Origin of the sequence: Variovorax sp. PAMC26660, from assembly GCF_014302995.1 — a bacterium.
In the GTDB taxonomy this organism is placed as follows: domain Bacteria; phylum Pseudomonadota; class Gammaproteobacteria; order Burkholderiales; family Burkholderiaceae_C; genus Variovorax.
This window is the reverse complement of record NZ_CP060295.1, coordinates 4,397,239-4,413,802: the sequence shown is the minus strand read 5'-3', so window position 1 is coordinate 4,413,802 and position 16,564 is coordinate 4,397,239. Positions and strand designations below refer to the sequence as shown.

Here is a 16,564-nt window from a genome sequence, read left to right as displayed (position 1 = left end):
TGCGGCTACGACCTTGCGGGCCGACCGTCCCAGGTCTGTTCGCCGACGCCACGCTCGCGCAGCCTGAATTTCTGCACCTTGCCGTTCTCGGTGCGCGGCAGGTCGGGCAGCAGGTCGATGTAGCGCGGCACGGCAAAGTACGGCAGGCGGCTCTCGCAGAAGCGCGCAAGCTCGGCCGGGTCGATGCGAATGCCCTCGCGCGCCACCAACGCGGCCATCACCTCGTCTTCAGCCAGCTCGGAGCGCACCGGATACACCGCGCACGAGGCGACGCCCGGATGGCTCAGCAGCACCTGCTCGACCTCGAACGAGGAGATGTTCTCACCACGCCGCCGGATCGCGTCCTTGATGCGGTCGATGAAGCGGAATGCCCCGTCGGCATCGCGCACCACCCGGTCGCCCGTGTGAAACCACAGATTGCGCCAGGCCTCGACGGTCTTGTCCGGCATGTTGAAGTAGCCGCTTGCGAAGGCATAAGGCTCGTCGGCACGCAGCAGCAGTTCCCCGGCCTCGCCGGGCGGCAGCGCCGCATCGTCCTGGTCGGCCACGCGCGCCTCGAAGCCCTGGCGCAGCCAACCCATGACGCCGCCACGCGGCGAATCGGGTGCCGTGGCAATCGCGAAGTTGGTTTCCGTCGAGCCGTAGCCTTCGAGCAGCGAGACGCCAGTGCGCGCCCTGAACGCCTGCCCCGCCGCCGAGGGAACGCCGGGGCCGAGGCCGATGCGAACGCGGTGATCCCGCTCGCCGTCACCCTCCGGCTGCGCCAGCAGGATCGGCACCATCGCCCCCAGCAGGTAAACCACTGTCGCGCCATTCGCGCGCATCGACGGCCAGAACCCCGACGCCGAGAAGCGCGACTCGAACACCACCTCGGCCCCTGTCAGCGCCGCCTGCGCAAAGGTGTTGAGCGCGTTGATGTGGAACAGCGGCAGCGTGGTGCACAGCACGTCGTCCTGGCCAACGCCGAGCACTTCCGCGCTGTTCAGGCCCCACCAGAAGTACTGGGCGTGCGGGCAGATCACGCCCTTGGCAGGCCCGGTCGTGCCGGATGTGTAGAGGATCGCGAGCGGGTCGCCGGGTTGAACTGGCGCCGCAGGAATAGCCTGCGCGCTTTCCGGGTAAGGCACCACGCGCACGCCGGCGGGCGCTTGCCAAGCGACTGTCGCCATCTCGCCGACAACCCAGATCTCACGAAGCGCCGTACGCCCGAGGTCCGCCGTCGCGAGCCGTTCGAGAAAGCCGGCCTCGATCACCAGCAACTTCGCTTCGCTGTTCGCGAGGAAGTACTCGACCTGCGGCCCCATCGACGCCGTGTTGATGGGCACGACCGACGCGCCCATCCAACCCGCGCCCAGGAAGGCTTCGAGAAACTCGATGCGGTTGCCGCACATCACGGCGACCCGATCCCCGCGCACCACGCCGGCCTTGGCCAGTGCGCCGGCCCGGACAGCCGCCGCGTGCACCGCATCACGGTGTGCCCACTGACGCCCTGCGATGCGCAGCAAGGGTCGCCCGCCGAACAGCTCGGCCTGCCGCTGCAGCATTGCGGGCAACGTGCGCTGCGCCGGCAGCATCGCACGGGCCTCACTCGTCATCGTGCGTACCTCCACCCAGATAGGTCGCCTGCACACGCGGGTCGCTTGCCAGTTCGGCAGAAGCGCCCGAGAGCGCGATCTCGCCGGTCTCCAGCACATAGCCCTGGTCCGAGCTTTCGAGCGCGGCGCGCGCGTTCTGCTCCACCAGCAGGATCGACACGCCGTCTTCGCGCAGCTTGCGCACGATGGTGAGGATGTCGCGCACGATCAGCGGCGCGAGCCCGAGGCTGGGTTCGTCGAGCATCAACAGGCGCGGCGCCGACATCAGCGCGCGCCCTACCGCCAGCATCTGCCGCTCGCCACCCGAGAGCGTGTCGGCCCGTTGCGCGCGGCGCTCGGCAAGGCGCGGAAAGCGGTCGTACACCGACTGCAGCCGCTTCTTCATTGCATCGCCGCGCAGCCGCTTGGCATAGGCGCCGAGCTGCAGGTTGTCGAGCACCGTGAGTTCGCCGAACAGCTCGCGCTTCTCCGGCACGAGGCACAGGCCTCGTTCCACGCGCGCTTCCACATCGAGCCCCTGCAGGTCTTCGCCCTCGAAGCGCAGCGTGCCCTTGCACGGCAGGAGACCCATGGCAGCGGCCAGCAGCGTGGTCTTGCCCGCGCCGTTCGGGCCGATCACCGAAATGATCTGCCCATGTTGCAAGTCGAGCGATACGCCACGCACCGCCTCCACTTGCCCATAGGAAACGTGCAGATCGCCAATCTCCAGCATCGCGGTCATACAACGCTCCCCAGGTAAGCCGCCTGCACACGCTCGTCGGCGCGCACCGCCGACGGCACGCCCTCCACGAGCTTGGAGCCGAAGTTCATCACCACCAGCCGGTCCACCAGTTTCATCACGAAGTCCATGTCGTGTTCCACGATGAGGATGGTCACGCCCTCCTCGCGCAGCTTGCGCAGCAAATCGCCGAGCGCCATCTTTTCCTTGCGACGCAATCCGGCCGCCGGTTCGTCGAGCACCAGCAGCACCGGGTCGGCGGCCAGCGCGCGCGCGATTTCCAGAATGCGCTGCGTGCCCAGCGGCAGGCTGCCCGCCAGTTCATGCGCGCGGTCGCCCAGCCCGATGCGGTCGAGCTGACGCTGTGCTTCCTGCAGGATCTGGCTTTCTTCCATGCGATCGAGCCGCAGCCCCGCCTTTAGGATTCCCGAGCGGGTGCGCGAGTGCGCGCCCAGCGCCACGTTGTCGAGCAGGCTCATGCGAGGCCGCAGCTTCACGTGCTGGAAGGTGCGCGCCAGGCCCAGCCGCGCCACTTGCCGCTGCGGCATGCCGGCAATGTCGTGCGCCAGAAAGCGCACCTGGCCCGCGCTCATCGGCAGCGTGCAGGTCAGCAGGTTGAACATGGTCGATTTGCCCGCGCCGTTGGGCCCGATCAACCCGACGATCTCGCCAGCCTTGACGTCGAAGCTCACATCGTTGACCGCCACCAATCCGCCGAAGCGCTTGACCACGCCGTTCACCGACAGCACCTGCGTGCCGCGCTCGGGCAGTTGGCGGTGCGGCAACGGTTCGACCGGCGGCGCCTCGTGGCGCGAAGTGCCCTGGGTCGTGCCGCGACGATGCGTCCAGCGCCGCAGCAGCCCCATCACACCGCCCCGCGCAAAGTGCAGCAGCAGGATAAAGAGCGCGGCGAAGGCCACGGCCTCCAGTTGCCCCGCCCGCTGCGTCAGCATCGGCAGCACGTCCTGCAGGCCGTTCTTGAGCACCAGCACCAACGCCGCGCCGACCAGCGCGCCCGCCAGTTGGCCGAGGCCACCGGCCACCGCCATCAGCAGGTACTCGATGCTGGCGCGCACGTCAAAGGGCGACGGACTCACGAAGCGATTCATGTGCGCATAGAGCCAGCCAGCCAGCCCCGCAAAGAGCGCGGCCGTGACGAACAACGAGAGCCGCACGCGGTAGGCATCCGCGCCCACGCTCGCCAGCAGCGTGGCGCCGCCGCGCAGCCCGCGAATGGCCCGACCCGGCCGCGACTGCAGCAGGTTGTGGCTGAACAGGCAGGCCAGCCCGACCATCGCCCAGATCAGGTAGTACATCGCACGCGGCTCGGCCAGCGACCATCCCGCGATCTGCAGCGCCGGAATGTTCGACAGGCCGGTGTGGCGCCCGAGCGCATCGACATTGCCGAAAAGCATCGCGATCGACAGCCCCCACGCGATGGTGCTGAGCGGCAGGAAGTGCCCGCCGAGCCGCAGTGTGAGCATGCCGATGGCCAGCGCAGACAGGCCAGTCAGCAACAGCGCGAACAGCAGCCCGATCCAGGGCGACATGCCTTGCGTGGTCGTCAGCCAAGCCGTCGCATAGGCCGCAATGCCCACGAAGGCCGCCTGCCCGAACGAGGTGGCGCCGCCCACGCCGGTGAGCAGCACCAGCCCGAGCGCCACCAGCGCACCGATGCCGATGTCATTGAGCAGCGACACCGTGAAGCTGCCCGCCAGCGCCGGCACCAAAGCCAGCACGACGACCACCGCGGCGATCCACGCCATGCGTTTGCGGTTCGCGTTCATTGGTCCACCTCGTCTTCTTCCTCTTCGGCGTGCGTCACCATGAAGGACCGCAGCATGAGCACCGGTATCAGCAGGCTGAAGACGATCACGTCCTTCAGCGCACCGCTCCAGAACGAGGCAAAGCTCTCCACCACGCCGACCGCGAGCGCGCCCACGGCCGTCATCGGGTAGCTCACGAGCCCGCCGATGATCGCGGCGACGAAGGCCTTCAGGCCGATGATGAAACCCGAGTCGTAGTACATGGTCGTCACCGGCGCGATCAGCACGCCGATCAGCCCCGCCAGCAGCGACGCGCAGCCGTAGGCCAGCAAGGCCGTGCGCACCGGCCGGATGCCGACCAGCCGCGCGCCCACACGGTTCACGGCCGTCGCGCGCAGCGCCTTGCCCGCGACCGTGCGCTCGAACACCAGGAAGAACAGTCCGCTCAGCACAATGGCCGCACCCACCATCAGCACCACCTGGCCGCTGACCGTGAAGCCATCGCTCAACGTGAACATGGCGTCGGTGAGCGGTGTGGTGCGCGAGCCTTCAGGCCCGAAGAACAACAAGCCCAGGCCCGACAGCAGGAAGTGCAGCGCCAGCGACACGATCAGCAGCACCAGCACCGACGCATCCGCGATCGGCTGGAACACCACCCGTGCGAGCAGCGGCGCAATCGGCACCACCAGCAACACCGCCACTGCGATGTGCACCGCCACCGGAATACCGGGGCGAGCCACCATCCACGCCAGCAGGCACGGCAACGCCGGCAGCACGCCCCACATCAACACCGCCTTGGGAATGCGCGCCGCCTCACGGCGCCGCAGCAGGCTGCCGATTTCCGTGGCCATGGCCAGCAACGCCAGCGTGGCGACAAGACCGATGGTCGGCGGCACGCGGCCGGTTTCGAAGGCCGCGAGCGTGAGCGCCGTGAAGGCGGCAATGTCGCCGAACGGCACGAACACCACCCGCGTGACGGAAAAGATCAATACCAGCCCGAGCCCGGCCAGCAGATAGACGGCACCGTTGGCCAAGCCATCGGTGACGAGAATCAGCGCCACGTCCCATGTCATAGAAAAGCCTCTCCAAAAATCGTCGTCGGCATGAAGGAGTTCAAGGTGCGAGCTTCCATTGACCGTTGTCGAGCTTGACGATCACGCGGGCGCGTTCGTCCACGCCATAAAGGCTGCCGGGCTTGAAGGTGTACACGCCATGCGTGCCCACCACTTCCTTGGTGCTGAAGATCGCGTCGCGCAGTGCCACGCGAAACTCGGGCGTTCCCGGCTCCGCCTTCTTCATCGCACGCGACGCCGCATCGGCGAACACCAGCCAGCCGTCGAAGGAATAGGCCGAGAAGGCGTCGCTGGTGGGTGCGTTGTTGACCTTCTGGAACGCGGCACGGAAGTCCATCGCGATCTTCTTGGTCGGGTAGCCGTCCGGCAGTTGCTCGGCCACGATCACCGGGCCGGTGGGCATCAATGCGTTCTGCCCTGCCGCACCAACCACGCGCACGAAGTCGGGGTTGATCAGCCCGTGTTGGCCGTACACGCCGCCCTTGAAGCCGCGCTCGGCCAGCGCAAGAAAAGGCAGCGCGCCCGGCGTTCCGGCGCCACCGGTCATCACCGCATCAGGCCGCAGCGCCACGATCTTGAGCACCTGCCCCGTCACCGAGGCATCGGCGCGCGCATAGCGCTCGTTGCTCACCACCTTGATGCCGGCGGCGGGCGCAGCCTTGATCAATGCGTCGTAGACCAGATCGCCCCAAGCGTCGGAAAAGCCGATGTAGCCCACGGTCTTCACGTTGTTGCGCTTCATGCGCTCGACCACGGCGTCGATCATCAGTTGCGTGGGCTGCGCGACCGTCATCACCCACGGGTTCTCGTTCGGATCGAGCAGGATCGGCGTGAGGCCGATCATCGGCGTCTTCGCTTCCTTGCCCACCTGCGCCATCGCGATCGCGGCGGGCACGCCCGACGTGCCCATGAGCACATCGACCTTTTCTTCTTCGATCAGCTTGCGCGCATTGCGCCCGGCCGTGGTCGGGTCGGAGCCGTCGTCCAGCACGATGAGCTGCACCTTGCGGCCGTTGATCTCCGGCTTGTAGGCCAGCGCGGCCTGCATGCCTTTCGCGTAGGGCACGCCGAGCGAGGAGTTCGGCCCCGACAGCGACACGCTCAGGCCGACCTTGAGGTCGGCCGCCAGCGCGCTCGCAACACCACAGGCGGTCAACGCGGCCGCGAGGGCACCGCGCGTCAGGGTCTGCATCAGGCTCTTCATGTCGTAGCTCCAGTGAGGATGGATGGAAGTAACGGAAAACTCAGATGAACAACTGGATGGCCGGCAAGGCGCGCGCGGCGTTGAGCAGGTCGATGCGCTTCTGGCGGATCGACCAGCCGGTCGGCGTGCGCACCAGACGGTGACGGGCGGTGCCGCTCAACTGGGTCTGGTTGTCGCCGCGCGCCTCGATGTAGATGAAGGGGGTGTGCAGCAACACCTCGCCGCTCGCGGCGCCTTCCTGCGCGATGCGCGAAGGCTGCAGCACGTGCTGGCTGTGGCTGGCCGGGTGCTGCGAATGCGCGCGCGGATTCTTCAGGCGATCCACACGCAGCTGCAGCAGCAGGCGGTCTTCGTACGCCAGCGAGTTGTGCGAGAACGGATCGACCTGCGCCGCACCGAGCAGCGGCACCCAGTAGTGGCCGTCTTCGGCGAACAGGGCCAGCCAGTCGTCGAAGCGCCGCTCGTCGAGCAATGCGGCCTCGTGGGCAACGAAATCGCGCGGGTCGTTCATGGCGCGACCTCCATGCCCGCCACCATCGACTTCGCCCAGGCGCGAAACTGGTTGCGCATCAACAGCTCGTTCGTGCCGTTGGTGGTGATGGTGGATTGCGTCAGCTCGGCCGCGTCGAAGTTGCGATGCAGGCTCACCCACTCGTTGCCGCCGGCACGCAGCCCCTGCTGGATGCTCTCGAACAGGTGCACATCGTCGTGCGCGACCACCGACATCGGCGAAAACACGAGCCGGTTGTAGCTCATGGCGCGCTCGAAAAGCAGCGCTGGCGCACCGGCCGCGCGAAAGCTCCATGCCTCGATGAGCGTGCGGTTGGCCGCCAGCGGCCGGATCACGCGTATGGCCTGCGGCGAACCCTTGACCGACAGGCTCGGATAGAAGACCGAGTTCTGCGGCGAACGCTGCAGGATCTCGGTGGCCCGCGTCTCGCCGTGCGCCGCGCGCATCGCTGCCTCGTATTCTGGCAACTGCGCGTAGTTGGAGTGGATGCTGAAGTTCACGCCCAGCACGCTGTGGCCGTTGGCGAACACCCGCCCGCCCATGTTGTCGAAGAACTCGTAGCCCGAGCCGAAGGGCAGGATCTGCTCCATGGCCATCGGCTTGGGGTCCGTAGGCGCATGGCCCTGCCACAGCGCCTCAGCAGCCTGCGTGGCCGACTCGTGCGTCGACATCGGGTGCACCGTGTCGTTGATGTTCTCCAGGTACATCTTCCAGTTGCAATGGACGATGTTGCGCAGCACACCGCCGCCCACCGTGAGCTGTCCTTCCGGCGAGCGGTCGACCATGTTGTCGATGGCGCCGAGCACTTCGCCGCAGTAGTCTTCGAACGAAGGCCCCTGCTCGGAGAGGCGCACGAACACGAAGTCGCGATACACCTTCACGTGCTTCACCGATGCCAGACCCTGCCCTGATTCGCAGGCCTTGAGCTGCGTGCCCTCATAGCCGTTCTTCAGCGGAATCGCGAGCGGTGCACCGTCGAGCTTGTAGGTCCAGGCGTGGTACGGGCAGCGGAAAAACCGGCCGGTGTTGCCGCTCTCGTCCGTCAACAGTTGCGTGCCCTTGTGGGCGCAGCGGTTGTAGAGCACGTGCACCGCGCCGTCTGGCTGGCGCACCATCAGCAATGGCCGCCCGGCAATGTCCTGCGTTATGAAGTCACCCGACGCCGGCACTTGGCTTGCGTGACCGAGAAAGACCCAGGTGTTCGCGAACAGGTGCGCCTGTTCGAGCGCGAAAAGCTCCTCGCTCAGGTACAGGTCGCGGTGAACCCGGTCGTCCTGCACCAGCGCCGCGACGAGATCGGGGCGATTGCGGTAGGTGGTCATGGCGGTGGACTCGGTGACTCAGGCGGCGCTCAGGGAACCAGTTTCCACTGGCCCTTGGTCATCTGCACGATGACCACGCCGCGCTGGTCCGAGCCATAGCGATCGTCGGGCTTGAAGGTGTAGATGCCGTGCGTGCCCACCAGCTCCTTCGTGCTCACGATGGCATCGCGCAGCGCCGTGCGGTACTGCGGCGTGCCCGGCTCGCCCTTGGTGCGCGATGCCGCATCGGCCAGCAGCAGGTAGGCGTCGTAGGTGTACGACGAGAAGGCATCGGTCGGCACCGAGCCATTGACCTTCTGGTAGGCCGCGCGAAAGCCCATCGACACCTTCTTGATGGGGTTGCTGTCTGGCAGCTGATCGGCCACCAGCACCGGACCGCTGGGCACCTGCAGCCCTTCGATGGAAGCACCGCCCACGCGCACGAAGTCGGCGTTGATGAGGCCGTGCGTGCCGTAGATCTTGCCCTTGTAGCCACGCTCCGCAAGCGCGAGGTAAGGCAATGCGCCTGGCGTGCCCGAGTTGCCGGCGAACACCGCATCGGGCCGCCCTGCAATGATCTTCAGCACCTGCCCCGCCACCGACGAATCGCTGCGCGCATAACGCTCGTTCGCCACCACCTTGATGCCGGCTGCATCAGCGCTCTTCACGAGCGAGTCGTAGGCGAGGTCCCCCAATGCATCGGAGAAGCCGATGAAAGCCACCGTCTTCACGCCCGACTTCTTCATGCGCTCGACCACGCCCGCGACCATGAGCGGGAAGGGCTGCGACACGGTGACTGTCCATGCGCCCTCAGGGCCGGCGATGGTGACCGGGGTGGGCGAGATCAGCGGCGTGTTGAGTTCCTTGGCCACCGCGGCGATGGCCATTGCACCCGGCACACCGGAGGTGCCGATGAGCACGTCAACCTTGTCTTCGGTCACCAGCTTGCGCGCATTGCGTCCGGCGGTGGTGGGGTCGGAGGCGTCGTCGAGCACGATCAACTGCACCTTGCGGCCGGCGATTTCGGGGTGCTCCGCAATGGCGGCGCGAATGCCCTTTTCGTACGGAATGCCGAGCGCCGCAACCGGACCCGACAGCGAACTGATGAAGCCGATCTTCAAGTCGGCCGCCATGGCCTGAGCGGCCACCAGCGTCACGGCCGTGATGCCTAGGATTCGAGCCAAATTCTGTTTCATCGTGGTTGCTCTACTTTGAGTTGCGTTGCGGGGTGCTTGTGTTCTTGGCGCTGCTGTTCAAGGCGGGTTCATTCGGGGCGAGTGCGAATGACACCAGGTGCTCCCCTCCGCGAATGTCCCCCGCTTCGCTCCTCCTTTATTTCGCTGCGGGGAGCACCTGGCGTCATTCGCACAGGGACACGCTGCTGGTGTACCGCTGATCAACCACCGCTCTGTCCAACGCTCGCGTCGATACGGGGCTCTTTTTCGCGAAATAAAGGAGGAGCGAAGCGGGGGACATTCGCGAAAAAGAGCACCGTGTCGGCGTGAGCGACGCCCCGAACAGCAACGTTCAGAACGCACAACACGACGAACAGAAGAACAAGGCTTCATTTCAAGGAACCAGCTTCCACTGACCCTTTTCGAGCCTCACGACGACACGCGAGCGGTCATCCGAGCCGTAACGATCGGTCGGCTTGAAGTTGTAGACGCTGTGCGTGCCCACCAGCTCCTTGGTGCTCGTGATGGCATCGCGCAAGGCGAGGCGGAACTGCGGCGTTCCCGGCTCGCTCTTGGTGGCCAGCGCACGCTGAGCCGCATCGAGGTAGATCAACCACGCATCGAAGGTATAAGCCGAGAAGGTGTCGGTGGGCGGCGCGCCATTGGCTTTCTGGTAGGCGGCGCGGAAGTCCATCGCGATCTTCTTCATCGGGTTGCTGTCAGGCAACTGCTCGGCCACGACCACCGGACCCGTGGGCGCCAGCAGGCCTTCGACCGACGCACCGCCGACACGGATGAAGTCCGGGTTGATCAGCGAATGCATGCCGTAGATCTTTCCCTTGTAGCCACGCTCGGCCAGCGCCAGGTAAGGCAGCGCGCCCGGTGTGCCCGAAGCCCCGGTGATCACCGCGTCGGGACGCAGCGCCACGATCTTCAACACCTGCCCGGCCACCGACGAATCGCTGCGCGCATAGCGCTCGTTCGACACCACCTTGATGCCCGCCGTGGGCGCGGACTTCATCAGCGCGTCGTACACGAGGTCGCCCCAGGCGTCGGAATAGCCGATGTAGGCGACGGTCTTCACGCCGGCCTGCTTCATCTTCTCGACCATCGCGCCCATCATCAAAGGCGCGGGTTGAGGCAGCGTCACCATCCATGCGCCCTCCTCGCCCGCCAGGTCGGCATTGGCAATCGAGATCAACGGCGTCTTGGTCTCGCGCGCCACGCCGGCAATCGCCAGCGAACCCGGTGCGCCGGCCGTGCCGATGATGACGTCGACCTTGTCTTCCTCGATCAGCTTGCGTGCGTTGCGCGCGGCAGTCGACGGGTCGGAGGCATCGTCGAGCTGGATCACCTGGACCTTGCGACCGCCAACTTCCGACATGTAGGCCAACGCAGCCTTCATGCCCTTGTCGTAGGGAATGCCCAGCGACGACACCGGCCCCGACATCGAGGTGATGAAACCGACCTTGAGATCAGCCGCCCACGCGCCCGCGGCGCTCAAGGCACTCACGGCCGCGGCAAGGCCCGCGAGGGCTCGGAATCGGGTCAGGACTTTCATGGCGATGCTCCAGAGGTGAGGGATGAACGTGGGGAAAACGGAAATAAGTTCAGAGGGCCAGACTGCCGACGCTGGTGCCGCCGCACACGTACAGCACCTGGCCGGTGACGAAGCTGTTTTCGGGCGCGGCAAAGAAACGCACGGCGCGTGCCACATCGGCCGACTCGCCAAGCCGCTTGACAGGCACCGAGGCCGCGAGCGAGCGTTCCTTCTCGCTGCCGGCTTCGACCACGTCGTAGAACATGTCGGTGCGAATGGGGCCGGGTGCGACCACGTTCACCGTGATGCCGTCGCCCGCGAGTTCGAGCGCCCAGGTGCGGGCCATGCCCAGCATGCCGGCCTTGGTGGCCGAATAGCTGGTGCGCGTGGCCAGGCCCAGCGCGGCGCGCGAAGACAGCAGCACCACGCGGCCGAAGTGCTGAGCGCGCATCGCCGGCAAGGCGCCCTGTACGAGCTGGATCGCACAGCCCAGGTGCAGATCGACCAGCGCATCGAGGTCGTCGAGCTTCACATCGGGCAGCAAGGCGGCACGGATGACGCCGGCGTTGTGGATCACGGTGGTCGGCGCGAAACGTTCGACCAGTTCGCGAACCGCCTCGCCCGTGGCGGCGCGGTCGCTCAGGTCGACTTCGATGCTGTGCAGCTTCGGATGGTCGATCTCCACCTTGCGGCGTGCCAGCGACACGACTTCGTAGCCCTGTGCGAGCAGGTCTTCGCAGATGGCCTTGCCGATACCTGCGCTGCCGCCGGTGACGGCCGCGACTTTCGGTGCAACGTTGCTCATGCCGAAGCCCCTACCAACGCCAGCACCCGCAGCGGGCTGCCGCTGCCCTTTTCGATCTTGAGCGGCGGGCAGATCAGCACCGCGCCCGACGGCGGCAGCAGGTCGAGGTTGCTCAGGCACTGCAGGCCGTAGCGCCCGGCGCCGTGCATGTAGTAGTGGCACGGATAGGGCGGGCGCAAGTGGTAGCCCTGCCCTGCATCGGTGCCGATGGCCTCCGAGCCGAAGCCCAGCACGTCGCGCTGCTCGACCAGGAAGCGCACGGCTTCGGTGCTCGGGCCGGGCGTGTGTTGACCCGTCTCGTCGAAGTTCTGATAAGCCTCGGGGTCACTGCGCTTGGACCAGTCGGTGCGCATCAGCACCCACGCACCCTTCGGGATGCGGCCATGCGCGGCTTCGTAGCGCTCGATGTCGGCCACGCTCAGCAGGTAGTCGTCATTCGTCTGCACATCGGCCGAGCAGTCGATCACGCAGGCGGGTGCGACGAAGTGCTGCACCGGAATCGTGTCGACCGAGTTGTTCGGCAGGTCGCGGCCCGAGATCCAGTGGATCGGCGCATCGAAGTGCGTGCCGGTGTGTTCGCCGCAGGAAAAATTATTCCAGTACCAACCGGGGCCGCGCTCGTCGTACTTCGACACTTCTTCGATGCGGAAGGGCCAGCACTGGCCCATCTCGGGTGGCAGCGCGATCTGCGGGAATTCGGGCGTGAGCGTCTGCGTGAGGTCGATCACGCGGATGCGGCCGCTGGCCATCGCGGTCACCAGGCCGCCGAGGATCTCGGCTGCGGACATCAGTTCTGTGGTGTTGGTCGTCATCGTGTGGCTCCTGTCTCAGCCGCCCGCCGCGAGTTCGCGTTCGAGCACCTTGGGGTTGTCGCGCCAGCGCTCCAGCCATTCCTGCGCCACGTCACCGGGGTACACGTCTTCCACACCATCGCGCAGTGCCTTCACGATGGCGTTGGCCAGCGCGGTGGGCGCCAGCTTGGGCGGTGGCGTGTGCTGGTTCCATTCGTCGTCGATCGGGCCGGGGAACACATTGATCACGCGAATACCCGCCGGCCGCATTTCAGCGCGCAGGCACTGTGCGAGCGAATGCGCCGCAGCCTTCGAGGCGCTGAAGGTGCCGTGCGGCGGAAAGTTGCTGAGTGCGTAAATCGACAGCAGGTTGACCCACGCCGTCGCGCCCGTCTCGCCATCGGCGGAACGGCCCTTGAGCGCGGGGCCGAACTCCTGCGCAAGACGCAGCAGGCCGAAGTAGTTGATGTCCATCTCGGCCTTGGCCACGTCCGTGCCACGCCGCGCGCCGATGCCGAAGGTGCGATGCACCTCGGCGTTGTTGATCACGATGTCGACCTTGCCGCCGATGGAGCCTGCCAACTCCGTTACCTGGCGGCCGTTGGTTAGGTCGAGCGGCACCAGCGTCACCTGCGGCAGCGCCGAGATGTCGTCCAGCCCGTCGCCCATCTTCTTCCACGGCTCGGCATGGCCGACCCACACGATGTCGGCGCCGGCCTTCACCAGCGCACGCACGATGGCCTGGCCGGTCTCGGTCTTGCCGTCGGTCACCAACGCCTTGCGGAACTTGGGGTCGCTGGTCATTTCACGCAGCATCTTGTCGTCGGCCATATGGGCACTCCCTTCATTCGGAAAACCAATGAGAACGGCCTGCCCCGCTCGGTCGAGCCGGGCGCCGACACGCACTCGTGTGGGCGCGTCGCCGACTTCGCCGTGCAGGTGGACCATGAGCGTGGGACCTGCGTCGAGGTGCACCAGGCCCAGCCGCCAGGGCAGCCGCTCGCGAAAGAACAGATCGTTGCTGTGATGCAGCGTGGTGCCGCCGAGCAGCTCGCCCTCGCCGCTCTGCTGGCGCCAGCGCAGGGCAGCCGACAGGCACTTGTGGCAGACCTCGCGCGGCGGGTACTGCACCGTGCCGCAGTCTTCGCAGGTCTGCAGTTCGAAGCGGCCTTCGGCAGCAGCCGCCGTGAGGCCTAGCGCCACGCGGCCACGCGCGCCGGGCGGCAGGTTCATCTGCCGGGTGCGCAGCACCGGGTTCTTGCGCGGGGGGCGCATCATCGGCATGGTCATGCGGGTCTCCCCAGGATGACCGCGCCTGTGCACAGGCAGCGGTCGTAGGTCACCATGCCGAAGCCGGCGACGAGGCCCAGTTGGGCATCGGGCACGGTGCGTTGGTCAGCTTGGTCTGTCAGTTGGCGGATCGCCTCGACCATGCCAAGGAAACCGCCCGCCGCACCGGCCTGCCCGGCAGAAAGCTGCCCGCCGCTGGTGTTGTTCGGAAAACTGCCATCGAAGGTCATGGTGTGCGACTGCACGAAGGCCGAGCCCTCGCCCTTCTCGCAGAAGCCCAGGTCCTCGAACTGCATCATCACAATGACCGGGTAGTCGTCGTAGGTCTGCACGAAGTCGAGCGCGGCGGGTTGCACGCCGGCCTGCGCGTAGAGGTCGTCGCGGTCTTTGCGCCAGCCGCCCTGCACCATCACCGGGTCGTCGGCATAGGCGTTGTGGCGTTCGATGGCGCCGCGGATCACCACGTGCGCCAGGCCCAGGTCGCGCGCGCGCTCTTCGTTCATCACCAGGAAGGCATCGCCGCCGGCACAGGGCATCACGCAGTCGAACAGATGGATGGGGTCGGAGATGGGCCGCGCGGCCATGTACTCGTCCAGCGTCAGCGCCTTCTTGAACATCGCGTTCGGGTTGCCCAGCGCGTTGGTGCGTTGGTCCACGCAGATGCGGCCGAAGTCTTCACGCTTCGCGCCGAAGGTGCGCATGTAGTTCGCGGTGATGAACGCGAAGATCGAGTTGGGTCCGCCCGAGCCGTAGGGGTAGCTGGCGTCACGCGCGAAGTTGCTGAAGCTGCCGAGCGTCTGGCGGAAGGAGTCGACATGGTTGGTGTCTGCCCCCACGCAGGCCACGATGTCTGCATCGCCCGCCTGCACCGCCCGCGCCGCGCGACGCAGGCACATCACGCCCGAGGCACCGCCGGTCGGCACATGGTCGAGCCAGCGCGGCGACAAGCCCAGGTGCTGCGTGACGCCTACGGCCGTGTCGGGCGCGAGCGAGAAGCTGCTGAGGCATAGGCCGTCAATCTGTTCCTTGGGCACGCCGCTGGTCTTGACCAGCGCCTCGATGGCTTGCCCGATGAACCAGTGCGCGCTGCGCGTGGAGTAGCGCACATAGGGCACGGTGACGGGCACCGCCACCGCGACGCCTTCATAGGAGAGTCGTCGCTTGGTCATGGCTGCCTCTTTTTCATGGCGCGCGTGTCGATGCAGTGGCCTTGGCCCGGCAGCGACTGCGCCATCTCGCGCAACTGGCCGCGCTGGATCTTCTGCGAGGGCGTGAGCGGCAGTGCGTCGACGAAGGCCACGTAGCCGGGCGCCTTGTAATAGGCCAGCTGCGCCAGCGCGTGTTCGACGATGCTGGCTGCGATCTGCGCGCGTTGCGAGGCATCGGCGCCTTCGCGCATGACGATGCAGGCCAGCACCTCGTCGCCGCGCACCGCATCGGGCGTGGCGGCCACGGCGCAGGTCTTCACGGCCGGATGCTGGTTGAGCACGCTTTCGACTTCGACGGCAGAGATGTTTTCGCCGCTGCGGCGGATCACGTTCTTCTTGCGGTCGACGAAGAAGAAGTTGCCTTCCGCATCGCGGCGCACGAGGTCGCCGGTATGGAACCAACCATCGGCCCAGGCTTCGCGCGTGGCTTCTTCGTCTTTCAGGTAGCCGGAGAAGAAGTAGCGCTTCGGGTCGCTGCCGGCCGAGCGCACCAGCAGTTCGCCCGACGCGTCAACGGCGACGTCGTTGCCGTCTTCACCGACGAGGCGAATCTCGACGAAATCTTCCTGTCGGCCGAAACAGCTCGTGCCCACCAGGCGCGGTTCGCGGTTGGCCATGATGCAGGCGGCGGCACCGGTCTCGGTCATTGCCCAGGCCTCGACCAGCGGAAAGCCGAAACGCCCCTCGAAGGGCGCGTGGTTCTTGCGGTCCACGCCGGCGCCGAAGCCCCAGCGGATTGCATGGTCGCGGTCGGCCGCCGATGTGGGTGCGGACAGCAGCATGGCCGGCATCACGCCCAGGTAGTGAACGATGGTGGCGCCGCTTTCCTTCGCACTGGCCAGCCAGGTCTTTGGATGAAAACGGTCGAGCTGCACGAGGCATCCACCCGCGACCAGCACCACCATGGTGGAGAACGCCATCGCGTTCATGTGGTTGAGCGGCAGCGGCGTGATGACGCGCTCCGCATCGGGGCGGATGCTGCACACGCCGTCGAGCGCGGCGTACCACTCGCCGGCGCGCAGGAAGTAGGCGTTGCTCAGGATGCAGCCCTTGGGCCGCCCGGTGGTGCCCGAGGTGTAGAGCAGGCCGCATTCGGTATCGACGCCAATGGGCTCGCCGGCATGCGGCGCGGCTGTCTTCGCGCTGGGAACCGCATCGTCCGGCCCCATCGTCTCGAAGGCAACGCCAGCCTGTGCCGCCGCTGCACGCAGGTCGGCGGCGCGCTCGGGCAGCGTCACGGCCAGGCCGATTTCACTGTGGCCGATCAGGTAGACCAGCTCGGCCGAGCGCATCTCGGCATTGATCGGGACCACGCTTACGCCCAAAGCGTTCAACGCGAACCAGTGAAAGAGGAAGGCCGGCCGGTTCTCCAGCAGCAGGCCGACGCGATGGCCATGGCCGTAGCCGGCTTGCGCGTAGGCCACGCGCAAGCGTTCGACCTCCGCTGCCGCCTCGCTCCAGCGAATGGCGCCCGCTGCAATGCCGTAGGCGGCAGCAGTCACCGATTCGGTGAACAGGAACTCCGCCCGCGGCGTGCGCGTCGCGGTAGCCGCGAAGACTTGATGGACGGTGGCGTGTGGCATCGCG

Annotated in this window: 14 protein-coding genes; all 14 read right to left on the bottom strand. The window is 66.7% G+C overall.

Annotated features, from left to right (window positions below):
* Positions 1-5: 5 nt before the first annotated feature.
* Positions 6-1,595 (bottom strand): ATP-dependent acyl-CoA ligase, encoded by a 1,590-nt coding sequence (locus tag H7F35_RS20650; protein WP_187108456.1) that lies wholly within the window; start codon positions 1,593-1,595, stop codon positions 6-8.
* Positions 1,585-2,316: an ABC transporter ATP-binding protein gene (locus tag H7F35_RS20645; protein ID WP_187108455.1), complete on the bottom strand. Its 732-nt coding sequence runs from the start codon at positions 2,314-2,316 to the stop codon at positions 1,585-1,587. The genes H7F35_RS20650 and H7F35_RS20645 overlap by 11 nt, the downstream gene beginning before the upstream one ends.
* Positions 2,313-4,100 (bottom strand): ABC transporter permease subunit, encoded by a 1,788-nt coding sequence (locus H7F35_RS20640; protein ID WP_187108454.1) that lies wholly within the window; start codon positions 4,098-4,100, stop codon positions 2,313-2,315. Before H7F35_RS20640 ends, H7F35_RS20645 begins: the two co-directional genes overlap by 4 nt.
* Positions 4,097-5,152 (bottom strand): branched-chain amino acid ABC transporter permease, encoded by a 1,056-nt coding sequence (locus H7F35_RS20635; protein WP_187108453.1) that lies wholly within the window; start codon positions 5,150-5,152, stop codon positions 4,097-4,099. Before H7F35_RS20635 ends, H7F35_RS20640 begins: the two co-directional genes overlap by 4 nt.
* 40 nt (positions 5,153-5,192) lie before the next feature.
* Positions 5,193-6,356: an ABC transporter substrate-binding protein gene (locus H7F35_RS20630; protein WP_187108452.1), complete on the bottom strand. Its 1,164-nt coding sequence runs from the start codon at positions 6,354-6,356 to the stop codon at positions 5,193-5,195.
* A 40-nt stretch (positions 6,357-6,396) separates the two neighbouring features.
* Positions 6,397-6,867 carry an aromatic-ring-hydroxylating dioxygenase subunit beta gene (locus H7F35_RS20625; protein ID WP_187108451.1) on the bottom strand — a complete coding sequence of 157 codons (471 nt, stop codon included), beginning with the start codon at positions 6,865-6,867 and terminating at the stop codon, positions 6,397-6,399.
* Entirely contained in the window at positions 6,864-8,189 is a 1,326-nt protein-coding gene (locus H7F35_RS20620) for an aromatic ring-hydroxylating dioxygenase subunit alpha (protein ID WP_187108450.1), read from the bottom strand. The genes H7F35_RS20625 and H7F35_RS20620 overlap by 4 nt, the downstream gene beginning before the upstream one ends.
* Positions 8,190-8,218: 29 nt before the next feature.
* Positions 8,219-9,364: an ABC transporter substrate-binding protein gene (locus H7F35_RS20615; RefSeq protein ID WP_187108449.1), complete on the bottom strand. Its 1,146-nt coding sequence runs from the start codon at positions 9,362-9,364 to the stop codon at positions 8,219-8,221.
* Positions 9,365-9,737: 373 nt separating this feature from the next.
* Positions 9,738-10,904 carry an ABC transporter substrate-binding protein gene (locus H7F35_RS20610; protein WP_187108448.1) on the bottom strand — a complete coding sequence of 389 codons (1,167 nt, stop codon included), beginning with the start codon at positions 10,902-10,904 and terminating at the stop codon, positions 9,738-9,740.
* Between the two features lie 49 nt (positions 10,905-10,953).
* Entirely contained in the window at positions 10,954-11,688 is a 735-nt protein-coding gene (locus H7F35_RS20605; RefSeq protein ID WP_187108447.1) for an SDR family NAD(P)-dependent oxidoreductase, read from the bottom strand.
* Entirely contained in the window at positions 11,685-12,500 is an 816-nt protein-coding gene (locus H7F35_RS20600) for a cyclase family protein (RefSeq protein ID WP_187108446.1), read from the bottom strand. Before H7F35_RS20600 ends, H7F35_RS20605 begins: the two co-directional genes overlap by 4 nt.
* 15 nt (positions 12,501-12,515) lie before the next feature.
* The gene (locus H7F35_RS20595) at positions 12,516-13,769 is read right to left on the bottom strand and encodes an SDR family NAD(P)-dependent oxidoreductase (protein WP_187108445.1); all 1,254 of its coding nucleotides are present in this window, start codon (positions 13,767-13,769) and stop codon (positions 12,516-12,518) included.
* Positions 13,766-14,938 (bottom strand): thiolase family protein, encoded by a 1,173-nt coding sequence (locus H7F35_RS20590; protein WP_187108444.1) that lies wholly within the window; start codon positions 14,936-14,938, stop codon positions 13,766-13,768. The genes H7F35_RS20595 and H7F35_RS20590 overlap by 4 nt, the downstream gene beginning before the upstream one ends.
* On the bottom strand, positions 14,935-16,560 hold the full coding sequence (locus tag H7F35_RS20585) for an AMP-binding protein (RefSeq protein ID WP_187108443.1): 1,626 nt from the start codon (positions 16,558-16,560) through the stop codon (positions 14,935-14,937). Before H7F35_RS20585 ends, H7F35_RS20590 begins: the two co-directional genes overlap by 4 nt.
* Between the last annotated feature and the right edge of the window lie 4 nt (positions 16,561-16,564).

What these genes read in the sequence shown, in the direction of transcription:
- H7F35_RS20635 (WP_187108453.1), bottom strand. Translation starts at nt 5,152, where the DNA reads ATGACATGGGACGTGGCGCTGATTCTCGTCACCGATGGCTTGGCCAAC.
- H7F35_RS20640 (WP_187108454.1), bottom strand. Translation starts at nt 4,100, where the DNA reads ATGAACGCGAACCGCAAACGCATGGCGTGGATCGCCGCGGTGGTCGTC.
- H7F35_RS20615 (WP_187108449.1), bottom strand. Translation starts at nt 9,364, where the DNA reads ATGAAACAGAATTTGGCTCGAATCCTAGGCATCACGGCCGTGACGCTG.
- H7F35_RS20645 (WP_187108455.1), bottom strand. Translation starts at nt 2,316, where the DNA reads ATGACCGCGATGCTGGAGATTGGCGATCTGCACGTTTCCTATGGGCAA.
- H7F35_RS20620 (WP_187108450.1), bottom strand. Translation starts at nt 8,189, where the DNA reads ATGACCACCTACCGCAATCGCCCCGATCTCGTCGCGGCGCTGGTGCAG.
- H7F35_RS20630 (WP_187108452.1), bottom strand. Translation starts at nt 6,356, where the DNA reads ATGAAGAGCCTGATGCAGACCCTGACGCGCGGTGCCCTCGCGGCCGCG.
- H7F35_RS20650 (WP_187108456.1), bottom strand. Translation starts at nt 1,595, where the DNA reads ATGACGAGTGAGGCCCGTGCGATGCTGCCGGCGCAGCGCACGTTGCCC.
- H7F35_RS20595 (WP_187108445.1), bottom strand. Translation starts at nt 13,769, where the DNA reads ATGACCATGCCGATGATGCGCCCCCCGCGCAAGAACCCGGTGCTGCGC.
- H7F35_RS20600 (WP_187108446.1), bottom strand. Translation starts at nt 12,500, where the DNA reads ATGACGACCAACACCACAGAACTGATGTCCGCAGCCGAGATCCTCGGC.
- H7F35_RS20625 (WP_187108451.1), bottom strand. Translation starts at nt 6,867, where the DNA reads ATGAACGACCCGCGCGATTTCGTTGCCCACGAGGCCGCATTGCTCGAC.
- H7F35_RS20605 (WP_187108447.1), bottom strand. Translation starts at nt 11,688, where the DNA reads ATGAGCAACGTTGCACCGAAAGTCGCGGCCGTCACCGGCGGCAGCGCA.
- H7F35_RS20610 (WP_187108448.1), bottom strand. Translation starts at nt 10,904, where the DNA reads ATGAAAGTCCTGACCCGATTCCGAGCCCTCGCGGGCCTTGCCGCGGCC.
- H7F35_RS20585 (WP_187108443.1), bottom strand. Translation starts at nt 16,560, where the DNA reads ATGCCACACGCCACCGTCCATCAAGTCTTCGCGGCTACCGCGACGCGC.
- H7F35_RS20590 (WP_187108444.1), bottom strand. Translation starts at nt 14,938, where the DNA reads ATGACCAAGCGACGACTCTCCTATGAAGGCGTCGCGGTGGCGGTGCCC.